Annotated in this window: 14 protein-coding genes and 1 riboswitch; of the genes, 8 read left to right on the forward strand and 6 right to left on the reverse strand. The window is 72.6% G+C overall.

Features of this window, described 5'->3' with window-relative positions:
- The first annotated feature begins 19 nt into the window (after positions 1-19).
- From uraH to C2142_RS08050, 4 genes are all read left to right on the forward strand, one after another.
- Positions 20-355: a hydroxyisourate hydrolase gene (gene uraH, locus C2142_RS08035; protein ID WP_148641754.1), complete on the forward strand. Its 336-nt coding sequence runs from the start codon at positions 20-22 to the stop codon at positions 353-355.
- A 27-nt stretch (positions 356-382) separates the two neighbouring features.
- Complete coding sequence (gene pucL, locus C2142_RS08040; protein WP_148641755.1) at positions 383-1,303, forward strand: factor-independent urate hydroxylase; 921 nt, start codon at positions 383-385, stop codon at positions 1,301-1,303.
- A gap of 397 nt (positions 1,304-1,700) precedes the next feature.
- The gene (locus C2142_RS08045; RefSeq protein ID WP_241002443.1) at positions 1,701-3,047 is read left to right on the forward strand and encodes a nucleobase:cation symporter-2 family protein; all 1,347 of its coding nucleotides are present in this window, start codon (positions 1,701-1,703) and stop codon (positions 3,045-3,047) included.
- Positions 3,048-3,103: 56 nt separating this feature from the next.
- A complete protein-coding gene (locus C2142_RS08050; RefSeq protein ID WP_148641757.1) occupies positions 3,104-4,489 on the forward strand; it encodes an 8-oxoguanine deaminase in 1,386 nt (461 codons plus the stop codon).
- Positions 4,490-4,696: 207 nt separating this feature from the next.
- On the opposite strand, the gene C2142_RS08055 is transcribed toward C2142_RS08050, so the two are convergent.
- Positions 4,697-5,935, reverse strand: a complete 1,239-nt coding sequence (locus tag C2142_RS08055) for an MFS transporter (RefSeq protein WP_148641758.1) — start codon at positions 5,933-5,935, stop codon at positions 4,697-4,699.
- Positions 5,936-5,990: 55 nt separating this feature from the next.
- On the opposite strand from C2142_RS08055, the gene C2142_RS08060 reads away from it, so the two are divergent.
- A complete protein-coding gene (locus C2142_RS08060) occupies positions 5,991-7,025 on the forward strand; it encodes a winged helix-turn-helix domain-containing protein (RefSeq protein ID WP_148641759.1) in 1,035 nt (344 codons plus the stop codon).
- A gap of 39 nt (positions 7,026-7,064) precedes the next feature.
- Here C2142_RS08060 and C2142_RS08065 read toward each other — a convergent pair whose 3' ends face one another.
- Both C2142_RS08065 and aceB read right to left on the reverse strand, forming a co-directional pair.
- Positions 7,065-7,451, reverse strand: a complete 387-nt coding sequence (locus tag C2142_RS08065) for a gamma-glutamylcyclotransferase (RefSeq protein WP_148641760.1) — start codon at positions 7,449-7,451, stop codon at positions 7,065-7,067.
- Positions 7,452-7,592: 141 nt separating this feature from the next.
- The gene (aceB, locus tag C2142_RS08070) at positions 7,593-9,245 is read right to left on the reverse strand and encodes a malate synthase A (protein WP_148641761.1); all 1,653 of its coding nucleotides are present in this window, start codon (positions 9,243-9,245) and stop codon (positions 7,593-7,595) included.
- Between the two features lie 200 nt (positions 9,246-9,445).
- Between aceB and C2142_RS08075 the strand changes: the two genes are divergently transcribed.
- Together C2142_RS08075 and C2142_RS08080 are read left to right on the forward strand one after the other, a co-directional pair.
- Complete coding sequence (locus C2142_RS08075) at positions 9,446-10,243, forward strand: IclR family transcriptional regulator (protein WP_148641762.1); 798 nt, start codon at positions 9,446-9,448, stop codon at positions 10,241-10,243.
- Positions 10,244-10,429: 186 nt separating this feature from the next.
- Entirely contained in the window at positions 10,430-11,074 is a 645-nt protein-coding gene (locus C2142_RS08080) for a hypothetical protein (protein ID WP_148641763.1), read from the forward strand.
- Between the two features lie 27 nt (positions 11,075-11,101).
- On the opposite strand, the gene C2142_RS08085 is transcribed toward C2142_RS08080, so the two are convergent.
- Both C2142_RS08085 and C2142_RS08090 read right to left on the reverse strand, forming a co-directional pair.
- Positions 11,102-12,046, reverse strand: a complete 945-nt coding sequence (locus C2142_RS08085) for a glycoside hydrolase family 16 protein (RefSeq protein WP_148641764.1) — start codon at positions 12,044-12,046, stop codon at positions 11,102-11,104.
- A 2-nt stretch (positions 12,047-12,048) separates the two neighbouring features.
- A riboswitch (cyclic di-AMP (ydaO/yuaA leader) is annotated at positions 12,049-12,213 on the reverse strand.
- Between the two features lie 289 nt (positions 12,214-12,502).
- Positions 12,503-13,831, reverse strand: coding sequence for a lipase family protein (locus C2142_RS08090; RefSeq protein WP_241002444.1), 1,329 nt, complete (start codon positions 13,829-13,831; stop codon positions 12,503-12,505).
- A 271-nt stretch (positions 13,832-14,102) separates the two neighbouring features.
- On the opposite strand from C2142_RS08090, the gene C2142_RS08095 reads away from it, so the two are divergent.
- Positions 14,103-14,432, forward strand: a complete 330-nt coding sequence (locus C2142_RS08095) for a MoaF N-terminal domain-containing protein (RefSeq protein ID WP_148641765.1) — start codon at positions 14,103-14,105, stop codon at positions 14,430-14,432.
- Between the two features lie 106 nt (positions 14,433-14,538).
- Here C2142_RS08095 and C2142_RS08100 read toward each other — a convergent pair whose 3' ends face one another.
- Positions 14,539-15,687: an alpha/beta hydrolase-fold protein gene (locus C2142_RS08100; protein WP_148641766.1), complete on the reverse strand. Its 1,149-nt coding sequence runs from the start codon at positions 15,685-15,687 to the stop codon at positions 14,539-14,541.
- Between the last annotated feature and the right edge of the window lie 93 nt (positions 15,688-15,780).

The raw sequence follows: 15,780 nt of genomic DNA on the forward strand, positions 1-15,780 counted from the left end.
CAGTAAGGTCACTTCACCCATGACTGGCATCTCCACCCACGTGCTCGACACCAGCCTCGGCCGCCCGGCCGAGGGTGTCCCGGTCGAGCTCGCACTGCACACCGAGGGTGGCTGGAAGGTGCTCGGCACCTCCGCCACGGACTCCGACGGCCGGGCCAAGGACCTGCCGGCCGTGGAGGCGGGCTCGGTCGTCCGGCTGCTCTTCGACACCGCCGCGTACTACGCGGCGACGTCGGACGAGACGCCGTTCTTCCCCGAGGTCTCGATCGTCTTCACGGTCGCGCCCGCGCAGCACCACTACCACGTGCCGCTGCTGCTCAACCCGTTCGGATACTCGGTCTACCGCGGAAGCTAGACCGCCTCATTGATTGGGAGCCATGTCATGGCCCACGTGCTCGGTCAGAACCAGTACGGCAAGGCGGAGAACCGCATCGTCCGGATCTACCGTGACTCGACCCGTCACGAGATCAAGGACCTGAACGTCTCGGTCTCCCTCCAGGGCGAGTTCGAGGACGTCCACCTCACCGGGTCGAACGCCAACTGCCTGCCCACCGACACGACGAAGAACACCGTGTACGCCTTCGCGAAGGAGTACGGGATCGAGTCGGCGGAGCAGTTCGGCATCACCCTGGCGCGGCACTTCGTGGACGACACCGAGCGCGGTGTGGTGCACAGCGCCCGGATCCGGATCGAGGAGTACGCCTGGGACCGGATCAAGACGCCGGACAACTCGGCCCGCTTCATCGGCTCCGAGGAGGTCGGCCACTCCTTCGTCCGCAACGGGCAGGAGACCCGCACCACCGAGATCGTCTACGACGGCGAGAACGTCCAGGTCATCTCGGGCCTCAAGGACCTCATCGTGATGAACTCCACCAACTCGGAGTTCTGGGGCTACATCAAGGACAAGTACACCACCCTCCAGGAGGCGTACGACCGCATCCTCGCCACCCAGGTGACGGCGCGCTGGAAGTACGGCTTCAACGGGCGTGACGGCGAGGCCCAGCCCAACTGGAACCGCTCCTACGCCCACGTGCGGCGCCACATGCTGGAGGCCTTCGCGGAGACCTACTCGTACTCGCTGCAGCAGACCCTGCACGCGATGGGCACCCGCGTCCTGAACAACCGCGCCGAGGTGGACGAGGTCCGCCTCGAACTCCCCAACAAGCACCACTTCCTCGTCGACCTGGAGCCGTTCGGCCTCAAGAACGACAACGAGGTCTACTACGCCGCCGACCGGATGTACGGCCTGATCGAGGGCACCGTGCACCGCGAGGGCGTCGTCCCGGTCATCCCGGTCGCCTGACCTCCCCACCCTCATGACCCCGCCCGGCACCGCTGCACCCTCCGGCCCCCACGGGCCGGCCGCTGCCGGGCGGCCGGAAACACCCGCTGCACCCGCACCACCTGTTTCTCCACCCCCCACCCACCGGAGATCGTGCCCGCCTCACGGCGGCCGGCCCGGGGCGCCGGGGAGGCCGGCCGAGGGACCCTTGCACCGCCGTCCCGCCCTCGGCCAGGGCATTGCCAGCCAGTCTCCAGCGCCACGGGCGCGCCGCGAGCCACGGGTACAAGAGGGGCTCGACATGGCACCCAGCAACACCAGCAGCACAGACGGCGGTTCCACCCCTGCAAGATCTTCTGGTCCGGACGGTGCGTCAAGCAGCCTCCCCGGCAGGCCGTCCGGACCGGAAACCCACCCCGTGGACGAGTTGCTGCCACCGGTGAAACTCATCACCACCGGCCTGCAGCACGTCGCCGCGATGTACGCGGGAGTCGTCGCTCCCCCGCTCATCGTCGGTGCCGGCGTGGGGCTCTCCCCCACCGAGCTCGCCCTGCTCATCTCGGCCAGCCTGTTCACCGCCGGGCTGGCCACCCTGCTCCAGACCCTCGGCTTCTGGAAGATCGGAGCGCGGCTGCCGTTCGTGAACGGCGTCTCGTTCGCGGGCGTCGCGCCCATGATCGCCATCGCCGAGGAGCACGGGCCGAAGGACGCCCTCCCGGTGATCTTCGGCGCGGTGATCGTCGCGGGGGTCCTGTGCTTCCTCGCGGCACCGTACTTCTGCAAGCTCATCAGGTTCTTCCCGCCGGTCGTCCAGGGCACCGTGATCACCCTCATCGGGGTGTCCCTGCTCCCGGTGGCGGTGAACTGGGCGCGCGGCGGCTCGCCGGGCGCCCCCGGATACGGCTCCGTGCGGGCCATCGGCCTCGCCGCGATCACCCTCGTCGCGGTGGTGCTCTGCAACCGGCTGCTGCGCGGCTTCTGGCAGCAGCTCTCGTTGCTCATAGGACTGGCGATCGGCACCCTGCTCGCCTTCCCGCTGGGCCTGGCCGACTTCGGCCCGGTCCAGGACGCGAAGGTCTTCGCGCTCCCCTCCCCGTTCCACTTCGGCGCACCCGTGTTCGACGCGGCCGCGATCGCCTCGCTCTGCATCGTCATGGTGGTCTCGATGACCGAGTCCACCGCCGACATGCTGGCGCTCGGCAGGATCGTCGACCGTGAGGCCGACGAGCCCGTCCTCGCCGCCGGCCTGCGGGCCGACGGACTGGCCACCGCGCTCAGCCCGGTCTTCAACGGCTTCGCCGCCAGCGCCTTCGCCCAGAACATCGGGCTGGTGGCGCTGACGAAGATCCGCAGCCGCTTCGTGGTCGCGGCCGGCGGAGGCATCCTGATCGTGCTCGGGCTCTTCCCCGTGCTCGGTTCGGTCGTCTCCCTCGTACCGCAGCCCGTCCTCGGCGGCGCCGGGATCGTGCTCTTCGGCACGGTCGCGGCGAGCGGGATCCGCACCCTCGCGGAGGCCGGGATGGAGTCCAGCTCGAACACCATCCTGGTGTCCGTCTCGCTCGGCGTCGGCATCATCCCGATCGCCGTCCCGGCCTTCTACGACGCGTTCCCGGAGGCCGTCCGCACCCTCATGCACTCCGGGATATCGGCCGGCTGCGTGATGGCCGTCCTGCTCAACCTGCTCTTCCACCACGTCGGGGTCGCCCGCCGGTCGCCGGCCGACGGAACACCCGGCACGACGGTGCCGACGGCGACACCGTCCTGACCCACCGGGCGGGCATGCGCCCCATGCCCGCCCGGCCTCCCCCATAGGAGTTCCCCATGGCAGTCCAGCCTCCGCCCGCCGACCAGCGGATCGTCATCGAGAACGTCGCGATCGCGACGGTCGACGCCAACGACACCGAGTACGCCCGCGGCCACGTGGTCATCCTCGGCAACAAGATCGAGTCGGTCGGCGACGGCCCCGCCCCGCAGTGGCTGGACAACGTGGTACGGCGGATCAACGGCGAGGGCCACCTCGTCACCCCCGGCCTGGTCAACACCCACCACCACTTCTACCAGTGGATCACCCGCGGCCTCGCCCAGGACAACATCCTCTTCGACTGGCTGGTCGCCCTCTACCCGACCTGGGCGCGGATCGACGACAAGCTCGTCCACGCCGCCGCGCAGGGCTCGGCCGCCGCGCTGCTCAAGTCCGGTTGTACGACCGCCTCGGACCACCACTACGTGTTCCCCGAGGACGGCGGCGACATCCTCGGCGCCGAGATCGAGGCCGTCCAGGAGCTCGGCATGCGCTTCACCGCGCTGCGCGGCTCGATGGACCGCAGCAAGAAGGACGGCTTCCTGCCGCCCGACCACGCCGTCGAGAAGACCGAGGACATCCTCATCGCCTCCGAGGAGGCCGTCGCCCGGTACCACGACGCCTCCGCCGACTCGATGCTGCAGATCGCCCTCGCGCCCTGCTCCCCCTTCTCGGTCTCCACCGAGCTGCTGCGCGAGTCCGCCGTGCTGGCCCGCCGCCTGGGCGTGCGGCTGCACACCCACGGCTCCGAGACCGCCGAGGAGGAGGCGTTCTGCAAGGAGCTGTTCGGCATGGGCCCGACCGACTACTTCGAGTCGGTCGGCTGGCTGGGCGAGGACGTCTGGATGGCGCACTGCGTCCACATGAACGACTCCGACATCGCCAAGTTCGCCGAGACCGGCACCGGCGTCGCCCACTGCCCGTCCTCCAACGCCCGCCTCGCCGCCGGCATCGCCCGCGTCCCCGACATGCTCAAGGCGGGCGTCCCGGTCGGCCTCGGCGTGGACGGCACCGCCTCCAACGAGTCCGGCGAGCTGGGCACCGAGCTGCGCAACGCGCTGCTGATCAACCGCCTGCACGGCTACCCGACCGCGCTCACCGGCCGGCAGGCGCTGCGCCTGGGCACCATGGGCGGCGCCCGGGTGCTCGGCCGGCAGAACGAGATCGGCTCCATCGAGGTCGGCAAGCTCGCGGACCTCGCGCTCTGGAAGGTCGACGGGATCATGCACTCCTCGATCGCCGACCCGGTCGCCGCCCTCACCCTCGGCGCGCTGCCGCCGCTGGCCACCCTCTTCGTCAACGGCAACGCCGTGGTCGAGAAGGGGCAGCTGACCACGGTGAACGAGGACCGGATCGCCCAGGCCTGCGCCCGCGCCGCCAAGGAGCTGGCCGCCCGCCCGGTGTAGCGCCGGACCCCTTTGGAGGGCCGCTCCGCAGTACCCCCGAACTCCGGGCCGCCCAGGGACGGTGCGTCACCCGGACTCCGCCCGCCGCCCCCCTCGGGACGGCGTGCGGAACACAGCCCCGGACCCACGGCGAGGGTCCGGGGCTGTGGCGTGCCCGCGCACACCCGCCGGCCCGCTCCCACCCCCGTGGGGCGCGGGCCGGCCGGGCTACCCGGCGCGCCCCGGCCCGCGGACGGCCGCCGGCAGGGCCAGCCCCGCCAGGGCGAACAGCCCCGCCAGCACCACCCAGCCGGCACCGCCGTGGTCGACGGCCGTCACGGTGATCACCAGCGGGCCGATCACGTGGGCGGCTGCCTGCCCGCTCATGAACACCCCCTGGTACTCGCCGTGCGCCCGCGGATCGGCCAGCTCCAGACTGAGTGTCCAGCCGCCGGCCGAGGTCAGCAGCTCACCCAGGCTGTGCACCAGGGCCCCCGCGAGGATCACCCCGGCCGCCAGGGCCGCCGGCCCGGACTGCGCCGCCGCGTACACCAGGCAGGCGCCCGCCAGCAGCAGCGCGCCCCGCGCACAGGCCGACGCCGCGCTCGCCACGTCCGTCACCCCCCGGCTCGCCCGGACCTGGAACAGCACCACCAGCAGGCAGTTGGCCACGTTCACCGCGGAGACCACCCCCGGCGGCGCGTCCGTGCCCAGCACGATCCAGAGCGGGAGACCCACCGTGAGCACCGCGAGCTGGAGCTCCAGCACCGCGTGCAGCCCGGTGACCAGCAGGTACCGGCCGTCCCGCAGCGCGGTGCGCCGCTTCACCGGCCCGCCGGCGGCGCCCGCCGCCCGGCCCGGCCCGGCCGGCACGGGCAGGCCGGCCAGCAGCGCCGTCACGCCCAGGAAGCTCGCCGCGTCCAGCACCATCATCGTCACGTACCCGGCGTACGCATCGGCCTGCAGCGCGAGGGCCGCACCGCCGGAGCCGACGACGAGGCCCGCGTTCATCACCGAGCGCAGCAGCGCCCGGGCGCGGACCTGGCCCTCGGCGGGCAGCGCCCGGGCGATCAGGGCGCTGCGCACCGCCACCGCACCGCGCTCCAGCACCGTCGCCGCACAGGCCAGTGCCACGAAGGCCGCGAAGGAGTGCACGAACGCGTAGCCGAGCACCGCCACGGCCTCCAGCGGCCCGACCACCAGCAGCAGCCGCTTGCTGCCGACCCGGTCGGCCAGCCGCCCCATCGGCACGCCGGCGAGCACGCCGCAGATTCCGGCCACGGTGAGGCCGAGTGCCACCCGGCCGGGCGTCAGGCCGACGGAGCGGGTGAAGAACAGGACGCTCACCGTCACGAAGAGCCCGTCCCCGACGGTGTTCACCAGACTCATCAGGACGAGCCGGCGCAGGAGCGGATCGTCCGGCAGCAGGCGGCCGAGAGCAGCGGGGCGCACCGCGGTGGAGGTCATGACAGAAGGACAGCGGGGTTCCCGGGCGGGCGGAATTCTTTTACCGTTGCGGTCAATGTTCGAGTTCCGCTTCGATGTCGACGACCTCGCCGCCACCTGGTTCGCGTACTCGCCGCTCCAGGAGACCGTGCTGAGCCTTCGTCTCCGCCGGTTCGCCGCCCGCTACCCGGAGCACCAGCCGTGGATCGCGGCCTGGCGGTCCCGGTACGAGACGCTGGACACCGCGCTGCTGGAGTCGCTGATCGCGCCGGTCGGCTTCGTGCCGGACTTCCTCACGCCCCGTCCGGCGGCGCCCCGTCCGGAGTTCACCGCCGAACTCGCCCGGCTGGCGGCCACACCGCCAGAGGTGGTGCGCGCCGACGTGCTCGCCGCGTACCGGGGCGACGGGAGCCCGCTGCCGCCCGTGCTCGTGGGGCTCGTCGACGACCCGGCGGCGCTCACCGCCCGGGTGGCCGAGGCGCTGGAGGCGTACTGGCTGCGCTGTCTCGCCCCCGGCTGGTGGCCGCGGGCGCGGTCGGTGCTGGAGGCGGACATCGCGTACCGGGGCCGGATGCTCTCGGAGCGCGGCGCGGAGGGGCTCTTCGCCGACCTCGACGCGCGGCTCTCCTGGTGCGCTGGGGTGCTGCGGCTCACCGATCCCCATCCGGCCGTGCAGGCCGTGGGCGCCTCGGTGGACGTCGCCGGGCGGGGGCTGGTGCTGATCCCGACGCTGTTCGGGCTCGGCGCGCAGACCGACATCACCCAGGTGGGGCCGCCGCTGATCACGTACCCCGCACGCGGGAAGGCCACCATGGCCGAGGGTCTGGGCGGCGGCCACCGCGGGGAGCCGGCGGGGGCGGCGGCCGGGCCGCTGACCGGGCTGATCGGCGCGCCGCGGACCAGGCTGCTCCTCCTGTTGGAGTCCCCCGCCAGCACCACCGAACTCGCCCACCGGCTGGGGGTCACGCCGGGCGCGGTCAGCCGCCACCTCGGTGCGCTCGCCGCCGCCGGCCTGCTGGAGCGCACCCGGCACGGGCGCAGTGTCCTGTACCGCCGCAGCCGTCTCGGCGACGCCCTGGTCGGGCGGGGGCCGCAGACCGGGGACGGCTGACGGGCCCGGGGCCGGCTGACGGGGGCCGGCGGGACGGGCTCAGGCCGTGCGGCCCAGGGTGGCGAGGTAGGCGCGCCAGCCGCCGTGGTGGGTGATCTCACGGTGCACGCCGCGGTCGGCCTCGCCGCGGGCCAGCAGCATCGAGAGGCAGGCGGAGCCGTCGTCCAGCTCGATGACGCCGAGTTCGAGCTCACGGGGCTCGCCCGGCAGGATGACGTCGCGGAGGTGTTCGAGGGTGATGTCGTACAGCTCGCCCTCGATCGCGGTGTCGGCGGCCGGGTCCGGGTGCAGGCCGGGACAGACGTCGCCGATGGAGAAGAAGCGGTAGCCGGGCGCGGTGCGGACGGGGCCGACCAGGGCGTCGGCGACGGAGGCGTGGAACGGGCCGCCGACCATGGCCTGGCCGTTGAAGAAGATGCGGGGCACGGGGGTCCTCGGGGGGAGAGGCCGTTCCGCACGGCGACGGGAAGACGGTGGATTCGTCGCCGTACGGAACGGAGCAATGGAGCGGGAGGAGTGCTACAGCCTGGCAGGCGGCAGCCTCTTCCGTACTGGATAGATTGGGGCTCAGCCCAGCAGGGGAAGCGCGGGGAGGGTCAGGAAGTCCGCGAACTCCTCGGCCAGGGCGACCTGTTCGAAGAGCTTGGCGGCCTCGCGCCAGCGCCCACCGGCGTAGGCCTCGTCGCCCAGCTCGGCCCGGAGCCCGGCGAGCTCCTCGGCCACCAGGCGGCGCACGAGCTCGGCGGTGGCCTTCTCCCCGGTGTCGGAGAGCACGACGCCGTTGTTGATCCACTGCCAGATCTGCGAGCGCGAGATCTCGGCGGTGGCGGCGTCCTCCATCATGTTGAAGATGCCGACGGCGCCGAGGCCGCGCAGCCAGGCCTCGATGTAGCGGACGCCGACCTGGACGGCGTTGTGCAGGCCCGCGTGGGTGCAGGTGCCGCCGGCGCCGGCGATGTCGAGCAGCTGGGCGGCGGTGACGGGCTCGGCCGGGCCGGGGTTGTCCTTCTGGTTCGGGCGGTCGCCGAGGACGGCGTCGAAGCAGGCGCGGGCGACGGGCACGAGGTCAGGGTGGGCGACCCAGGAACCGTCGAAGCCGTTGCCGGCCTCGCGGTCCTTGTCGGCCTTGACCTTCTCCAGGGCGGCCGCGTTGACCGCGGGGTCCTTGCGGCTGGGGATGAAGGCGGCCATGCCGCCGATCGCGTGGGCGCCGCGGCGGTGACAGGTCTGCACCAGCAGCCGGGTGTAGGCGGCCATGAAGGGGGACGCCATGGTGACGGTGTTGCGGTCCGGCAGGATGTAGTGCTCGCCGGCGTCGCGGAAGTTCTTGACGATCGAGAACAGGTAGTCCCAGCGGCCGGCGTTGAGCCCGGCGGCGTGGTCGCGCAGCTCGTAGAGGATCTCCTCCATCTCGAACGCGGCCGTGATGGTCTCGATCAGCACGGTGGCGCGGACGGTGCCGTACGGGATGCCGAGGGCGGCCTGGGCGTGCGTGAAGACGTCGTTCCAGAGCCGGGCTTCGAGGTGGCTCTCGGTCTTCGGGAGGTAGAAGTACGGGCCGGAGTTCGGGTCCTCGGCGCCGCGGGCGGTCAGCCGGGCCACGTTGTGGAAGAAGTAGAGCCCGAAGTCGAGGAAGGCGCCGGCCACCGGCTTGCCGTCGACCAGCAGGTGGTTCTCGTCCAGGTGCCAGCCGCGCGGGCGGACCACGACGGTGGCGAGTTCGGCGGCGGGCCTGAGGGTGTAGGCCTTGCCGGCCGGGGAGGTGAAGTCGATCCGGCCCTCGAAGGCGTCGATCAGGTTGATCTGGCCGCTGACCACGTTCTCCCAGGTCGGGGAGGTGGCGTCCTCGAAGTCGGCGAGCCAGACCCTGGCGCCGGAGTTCAGCGCGTTGATGACCATCTTGCGGTCGGTGGGGCCGGTGATCTCGACCCGGCGGTCCTGGAGCGCGCGCGGGGCCTCGGCCACCGTCCAGTCGCCTTCGCGCACGGCGGCCGTCTCGGGGAGGAAGTCCAGGACGCCGGCGCGGGCGATCTCCGCGCGGCGGGTCTTGCGGCGGGCCAGGAGCTCCTGTCGGCGGTCCTCGAAGGCGCGGTGCAGCCCGACGACGAAGGCGACCGCCTCCGGAGTGAGCACCTCCTCCGCCCGATGGACACGCGGACCGGCGACAGTGACGACCGGAGCGGCGGGGGAGGCGCCGGCGGGTCCCTGATCTGTAGCCATGAGCAGGACACTCCTAAGACGGTTGAGCATGGCGAAGGCAGTTCCGGTGGGAACTTCCTTGATCTGAACCGATCTGAACCCACCTACCGGAGGGTTCGATTCTGTAAGGTGGAGACTAGTTTCCGCGATACAGAATTTCAACGGTTTGTTGAGGTGATCGCAGGGACTCTACTCCTCCCCCGACAGCGAAGGGAACGCCGGTGGTTGCGACCCCCGACACAGCATCGACGACGGGCACGGACCGCGCGAGCGGCGGTGTGCAGTCCGTCGAGCGCGCCTTCCAGCTGCTGGAGGCGCTGGCCGACTCCGGCGGCGTGGCCACGCTCAGCGAGCTCTCCACCTCCTCCGGGCTGCCGATGCCCACCATCCACCGTCTGGTTCGTACCCTCGTCCAGCAGGGCTATGTGCGCCAGGACACCGCACGCCGCTACACCCTCGGCCCGCGGCTGATCCGGCTCGGCGAGACGGCCGGCCGGCTGCTGGGCAGCTGGGCCCGCCCCTACCTGGCCGAGCTGATGGAGGCCACCGGCGAGACGGCCAACCTGGCCGTACTGGAGGGCGGCGAGGTGGTCTACGTCGGGCAGGTGCAGTCGCGGCGCTCGATGCGGATGTTCACCGAGGTCGGCCGCCGGGTGCAGCCGCACTGCACCGGCGTCGGCAAGGCCCTGCTGGCCCAGCTGCCCGAGGAGGAGGCCCGTGCCGTCCTCGGCCCCAACCCGCTGCCCGCGCACACCGAGTTCACGGTGACCGACCCGCAGGAGCTGCTGAACCAGCTGGCCGAGGCGCGCGAGCGCGGCTACGTGGTGGACGACCAGGAGCAGGAGATCGGGGTGCGCTGCATCGCCCTCGCGGTACCGGGCGCGCCGACCCCGACGGCCCTCTCGGTCTCCGGTCCGGAGGCCCGGATCCGGGCGCTGGAGGAGCAGGCCGGCGCGGCCTCGCTGGTACCGGTGATGCACCACATCGCGGCCCGGCTGGGGCAGGTCCTGGCCCCCTGACACGGCGCCACCGGCGCTTTCCCGCGCAGGAGGCCGACCCGGTCGGCCTCCTGCGGAAGCGTTCGCCCGTTCGAGCGGCCCGAGGGCGGGTTGCCCCGGCCGCGACGGGCCGGTCGGTCACGCTGAATGCGGACGCGCCCCGCGACGGTGCGGGGCGCCGGAACGCGAAGGACAGGGTGAGCGGCGATGTCGCGCAGAGGGTCCGTACGGGGTTTCTTCGGCAGGTCGGCGGAGGCCGGGGCGCCGGAGGCCGGGGCGCCGGTGGTCGGGCGGGCGGCGGTCAGGCCGTCGGCAGGCCGGTCGCTGGCCGTCAGGTCGCTGACGGTCGGGTGTGCACTGGCGGCGCTGGCCGCCGGTCCCGCGTGGGCGTGCCCGGACGCCGATCCGGCCCCGGGGACCGACCCGGCGGCGGCACCCGCGGCCCCCGCGGCCTCCGATTCCGACCTGGAGGTGGTCCGGATCGATCCGGACCCCGCCGTACCCGGCGGCACCACCACGGTGCACGCCTTCGTCGCCAACACCGGCCCGGACCGGACGGCCTCCTCGTTCACCGTGGTGATCACCCTGCCGGAGGGCGTGACGCCCGAGAAGCCCTACTTCCCGGAGAACTGCCACGACTTCCAGAACGGCCACCGGGTGCGCTGCACCTTCCCGGCCGGCCGGGGGCGCTACCGGAGCGCGACAGCGCTGATCCCGGTCCGGCTCGCCCCCACCGTCCCCCTCGGCGAGCTGAGCGGCGGCTACGTCGCGGTGCGCAGTGACGACGACCGGAACGAGGCGAACAACCGGCAGCCGTTCAGCATCCAGGTCCTGGAGACCGCCCGCTGCTGACGGGCGGGCGGTCCGCAACGGCCGCTCCTACCGGTAGACGCGGACGTAGTCCGCGGCGAAGGTGATCGGCGCCGTGCCCTGCGGCGCGGGGTGGTACTGCCCCGCGCTCAGGGACAGGTTGAGGATCGGGTACGCGGCCCAGCCGGCGCCGACGCCCTTGCCGTCGGAGAACACCTTGGTCCCGTTGACGTACCAGTCGACCGAGGTGGCCCCGTAGGAGGTGCCGATGGTGACCCAGCTGTCCTTCGCTATCGCCTTGGCATCCGTGTAGTACAGGTGCCCCGGAGTGATGTGGTTGGTCAGCTCCAGCAGGTTCGGGTTGTCGGTGTGGTACTCGAAGGAGTCGATCTCACCGTGGGCGCCGCTGGTGCCGTTCCAGGTCCACAGCGCCGGCCAGGCGCCGGTGCCGGCGGGGAGCTTGACCCGGGTCTCGATGTAGTCGCCGGTCTTCACCTTGAAGCCCTCGCTGGAGTACTCCGTGGTGAGCAGCCCGGTGTCCCAGGCCTGCTTGCCGTTCTCCAGCGTGTGGGTGCTCGGCTTGGCGGTGAAGGTGGCGACGCCGCCGGAGACGGTGACGTTGTTCTTGTTCAGCCAGTCGAGCTTGTTGTCGTTCGGGTTGTGGTCGCCGTACTGGTACGAGCTGCTCCGGTCGGCCGTCCAGCGGGAGCCCAGGTCGAGGCTGTTGAAATCGTCCGACCAGGTGAGCTTCTTGCCAGCGACCGGAATCGCGCCCGGGGCGGCGGTCTGCGACGGGGTCGCGGGCGTCGGGGTCGCGGGCGGCGCGGGCGTCGGGGTGGCGGTGGTCGGGGTGACGGTCGGCGCGGTGGCCGCCTGGGCCCCGCTCACCGCGGGAACGCCCAGGAGGCCGGCACCGCCGATGGCGAGCGCGCCGGTGACGGCGAAGGCGGCGTTGCGACCGCGGTGGCTGGGGCGGGCATGGCGCGGCGTGCTGCGCCGGGCAGGCTTCTGCATGGCAGTGTCCTCTGCGACGCCTGCGAGGTGAGCGTCGGGTTCGGGCTGAGGTTGCCCGGCCGCCTGTCGAGCGGCTTCACCCCTAGCCGCGGCCCGGGCGCGGGGAGCGCACGGACCGGGCACTGACCTGGGTCCCCCGCTCCCGTCCGCTGTGGCGCTCGGTTGCCGGCCGGCGGGTGGACAGGACTCGGCGTCCCGACGGCGGAGGTCCGCGAAGCGGACGTCCCGAGCAGGCTAGGCAGGCCGTCCGGGGGGCGACAACTCGACGGGGGGCGTTGTCGTGCAGGTCATAGTGGAGTCGATCAACGACGGTACGGAGTGGATCAGCTGGCCGGGCGGGCACCGGGAGGACGGTGAGCGGGGCGCCGGCCGGACGGGCGGTCGTGGGTTGGGTGGTCGTGGGTTGGGCCGTCCTTGGCCGGGCGGTCCTTGGCCGGGCGGTCGTCGGCCGGGCGGTCAGCCGAGCCAGCTGTTCACCTGGCTCATCGCGTCCGGGGACCAGGCCAGCTCCAGGTGGTTGAGCCCGCTGAGCAGCCGCGTCCCGCCGACCGTACCGATCCCGGTGGTGTCCAGGGCGCTGCGGGTGAAGACGATGCCGTCGCTGGGCCCGCGGTTCTCGTTGAGGACTCCCGGGATGTCGGCAGAGCCGCCCGCCATCAGGAAGGTGGCGACCGCCGCCGGGACGCCCGCCTGCTGGAGCGGCCCGATCAGCGAACCGGCGTCGATCGCCGCCTGGACGCCCTGGCCGGAGGTGTAGTAGCCCTGACCGCCGTAGTAGGTCGTCCACCAGTCCTGAGCCGAGCCGTCCACCCCGTAGACGCCGTCCCAGCGGGCGAGCAGCTGGCGCTGGCCCGGGTAGCAGTCGTACCCGCCGGTGGGCAGCACCCCGAGGCAGGGCTGGGCGGTGTACGTGCCGTAGCAGGTCATGTACAGGTGCGGCGAGGGCGCGTTGGCGGTGCCGCCGCAGGCCGGCCAGGTGGCCAGCGAGAACGCCCAGCCGTGCGCGTAGACGTAGTCCAGGCCGCCGTTCGGCCCGCCGAGGGTGACCAGGCGGCGGACGTCTCCCGCGTAGGCCCGGCCCCAGGACGGCCGTACCGAGGAGACGTACGCGCGGGCGGCGACCTCGCCCTTGCTCCAGGCGACCACGTCCACCTGGGACACCCCGAGCCGGGCCCGGATCAGGGCGATCGCGTCGCCGACGGCCTGCGCCTGGAGCAGGTTGTCGCCCTGCTTGTGCGCGAAGCCGATCGCGAAGACGCGGTGGCCGGTACCGGCGAGGTACTGGGCGAGGCCGGTGGAGGGGCAGGCGGACGCGCCGCAGCTGCCGCTCTCGTTCGGGTTCGCCCAGGCGCGGTCGGCGTTGTCGTTGGCGCCGTGGACCAGCAGGACCGGGACGTCCCGGCTGCCGGTGTCCCAGCCGGCGGCCGAGTAGAGCAGGAAGCGCCCGGAATAGGGCTGGCGGACGCCGCCGAAGTAGGTCAGGCGGGCGCCGTCCTGGTCTCCCCGCCCGCCGGGCGGGTACTGCTCGGCGCGGAACCCGGCGGTGGTGTCGAGGTAGCGCTCGACCTTGGCCCAGCCGTTGCCGGGGGCGGTGAAGGTGGCCTCCAGGGTGAGCGGGGCGGTGGCCGCCGATGCGGGCGGGGGCGTGCCGAGGAGGAGGGCGGTGAGGGTGAGGAGGACGGTGAGGGCGGCTGACAGACGTCCGGCGGGGGTGGGCGGGGTGGCCGTTCCGGCGACGGGACCGGTGGCTGTTCCGGTGACAGGTCTGGTGGTGGTGGCGGGCATCGGCGGCTCCCTGGCCGGAAGGTGGCGGGCTGCTGGGCCGGCCCACGTCCCGGTGGGCCGGATCCTGCACCGTACGACCGGACCGCCGGGCCGCCCATGTGCCGGTGTCACACCCCGCGGGCGGAGGGCGTGGCGGCCCCGGCCGTGGCGTCGGCGGGCCCGCACCGTGACGGGGTGGGCGCAACGCCGCCGCGAAGGTCACCCGTCGGATAGGTTGGAGGTCCATTCGCAGTGCCGTACGCCCAGACGAGAGACGAGGACCCGTCCCGCCATGACCGCGCCCCTGCCCGCCTTCGCCGGCCGCACCTACCTCTTCCAGGTCGACAACGGCGCGGCCTTCCGCAACGCGTACTCGGCCGACGGCAAGCGGCTGCGCTGGGAGGGCCTCGGCGAGTCGGCCGGCCAGTGGGAGGACGTGGCCCTGCACGTCGCCCAGGTGGGCCCCGAGCTCTACTTCGTCAGCTGGACCGAGCAGAGCGGCATCACCGTCAGCCACCTGATGGACCTCGGAAAGCTGACGGTGCGCGCGTTCTGGACGTACGAGGGCGAGGGCGGCCGGGTCGGCGAGCTGCACACCGGCACGCTGGAGCCGGTGGGCTGAGGCGGTGAAACCGGAACGCCGGGCCCGCTCACCCCTCGGGGTGGGCGGGCCCGGCGTCCGACGCGGGCGGGCCCCGCGTTCCGGTGGTCCGCGCGGCGGACCGCGGTCAGACCGACCGGGCGGGGACCTGGAGGCGCTGGGAGAGCCACTCCAGCGAGGACGGCAGCAGCTTGCTCCAGGTCTCGAAGTTGTGGCCGCCGGTCTGCATCATGCTGTACGAGACCTTCATCGGGCTGTTGACCGCGGCCACGAACGCCTCGGTGTCACGCTTGTAGTCGCCGTCGCCCTCCTTGGTGCCGGCCAGCAGCACGGACACCTTGGGCTGCGGCAGGTTCTTCAGCCGCCACATGAGGTCGGCCTCGTGGCGGCGCTGCTGGCCGCCACTGCCCTTGAAGAGGTCGACGGTGGTCGGGTCGTCGGCCGCCTGGTAGTAGCCGGAGAGCGAGACCGCGGTCGGGAAGGCCTCCGGGTGGCGCATGGCCAGCTTGAGGGCGCAGTAGCCGCCGGTCGAGTTGCCCATGAAGCCCCAGGCCTGCGGGTCCGAGGAGACCCGGTACGACGCCTGGATCGCGGCGGGAACGTCCTTGGTGTAGTAGGTCTCGGACTGCGGGCCGCCCGGGATGTCCTCGCACTCGGTGTCCTGCGGCAGCGCGGGCGACGGCGTCATCAGCACCAGCACGGTCGGCTGCATCCGGCCCTCCTGGAGCAGCTTCAGTGCCGCGCCCGGGTAGTTCAGCCGGGTCACCAGGTTCTTGGCGATACCGGGAAAGCCGGTGGAGACGATGATCGCCGGGAACTGCTTCTGCGCGTACTCCGGCTGGAAGTACTGCGGCGGCAGGTAGACGTACCCCTCGGTGGAGAGCCGGCTGGCGGCGCCGTCGATCCGCACCTCGCGGATCTCGCCGGACTGCCCGGGATCGCGGCCGAGCGCCCCGCCGCCCTGGACGGCGGCGTGGCCGATGGTCTCCACCTGCAGACGGCCCGAGGCGTCCGCCTTGTTCTGGATGACCACCGGGCCGTTGTCGCCGGTGCCGAGCAGGTCGTCCCAGCTGCTGTAGAAGGCGAAGTAGTTGTTGGCCACCAGGCCCAGTGCCGCGAGCACGGCGAGCTGGGTGGCGAGCAGCGTGCCGATCCGGCCGAGCACCGCCTGCCAGGTCCGCTTCGCCAGTCTCGGCCACAGCCAGACCGTGCCCGTCATCATCCCGACGGCGATCAATGCGGTCAGCGCCAGCACCTTGTGGCTCGTCAGACCCATGTCCTACTGCTCCCACGCCTCGTACGTCCCGGCCCCGACCGCCGGCGGCCAGTTGCCAGGACACTCGGGGCGGCCGCCCCGGTTCCCCCGTCC

Source organism: Streptomyces sp. CB01881, from assembly GCF_002953255.1.
Classification (GTDB): domain Bacteria; phylum Actinomycetota; class Actinomycetes; order Streptomycetales; family Streptomycetaceae; genus Kitasatospora.

Bases quoted from the DNA above. Each gene is read 5' to 3' on its own strand.
- uraH (WP_148641754.1), top strand. From the start codon at position 20: ATGACTGGCATCTCCACCCACGTGCTCGACACCAGCCTCGGCCGCCCG.
- pucL (WP_148641755.1), top strand. From the start codon at position 383: ATGGCCCACGTGCTCGGTCAGAACCAGTACGGCAAGGCGGAGAACCGC.
- C2142_RS08050 (WP_148641757.1), top strand. From the start codon at position 3,104: ATGGCAGTCCAGCCTCCGCCCGCCGACCAGCGGATCGTCATCGAGAAC.
- C2142_RS08055 (WP_148641758.1), bottom strand. From the start codon at position 5,935: ATGACCTCCACCGCGGTGCGCCCCGCTGCTCTCGGCCGCCTGCTGCCG.
- C2142_RS08060 (WP_148641759.1), top strand. From the start codon at position 5,991: ATGTTCGAGTTCCGCTTCGATGTCGACGACCTCGCCGCCACCTGGTTC.
- aceB (WP_148641761.1), bottom strand. From the start codon at position 9,245: ATGGCTACAGATCAGGGACCCGCCGGCGCCTCCCCCGCCGCTCCGGTC.
- C2142_RS08080 (WP_148641763.1), top strand. From the start codon at position 10,430: ATGTCGCGCAGAGGGTCCGTACGGGGTTTCTTCGGCAGGTCGGCGGAG.
- C2142_RS08085 (WP_148641764.1), bottom strand. From the start codon at position 12,046: ATGCAGAAGCCTGCCCGGCGCAGCACGCCGCGCCATGCCCGCCCCAGC.
- C2142_RS08090 (WP_241002444.1), bottom strand. From the start codon at position 13,831: ATGCCCGCCACCACCACCAGACCTGTCACCGGAACAGCCACCGGTCCC.
- C2142_RS08095 (WP_148641765.1), top strand. From the start codon at position 14,103: ATGACCGCGCCCCTGCCCGCCTTCGCCGGCCGCACCTACCTCTTCCAG.
- C2142_RS08100 (WP_148641766.1), bottom strand. From the start codon at position 15,687: ATGGGTCTGACGAGCCACAAGGTGCTGGCGCTGACCGCATTGATCGCC.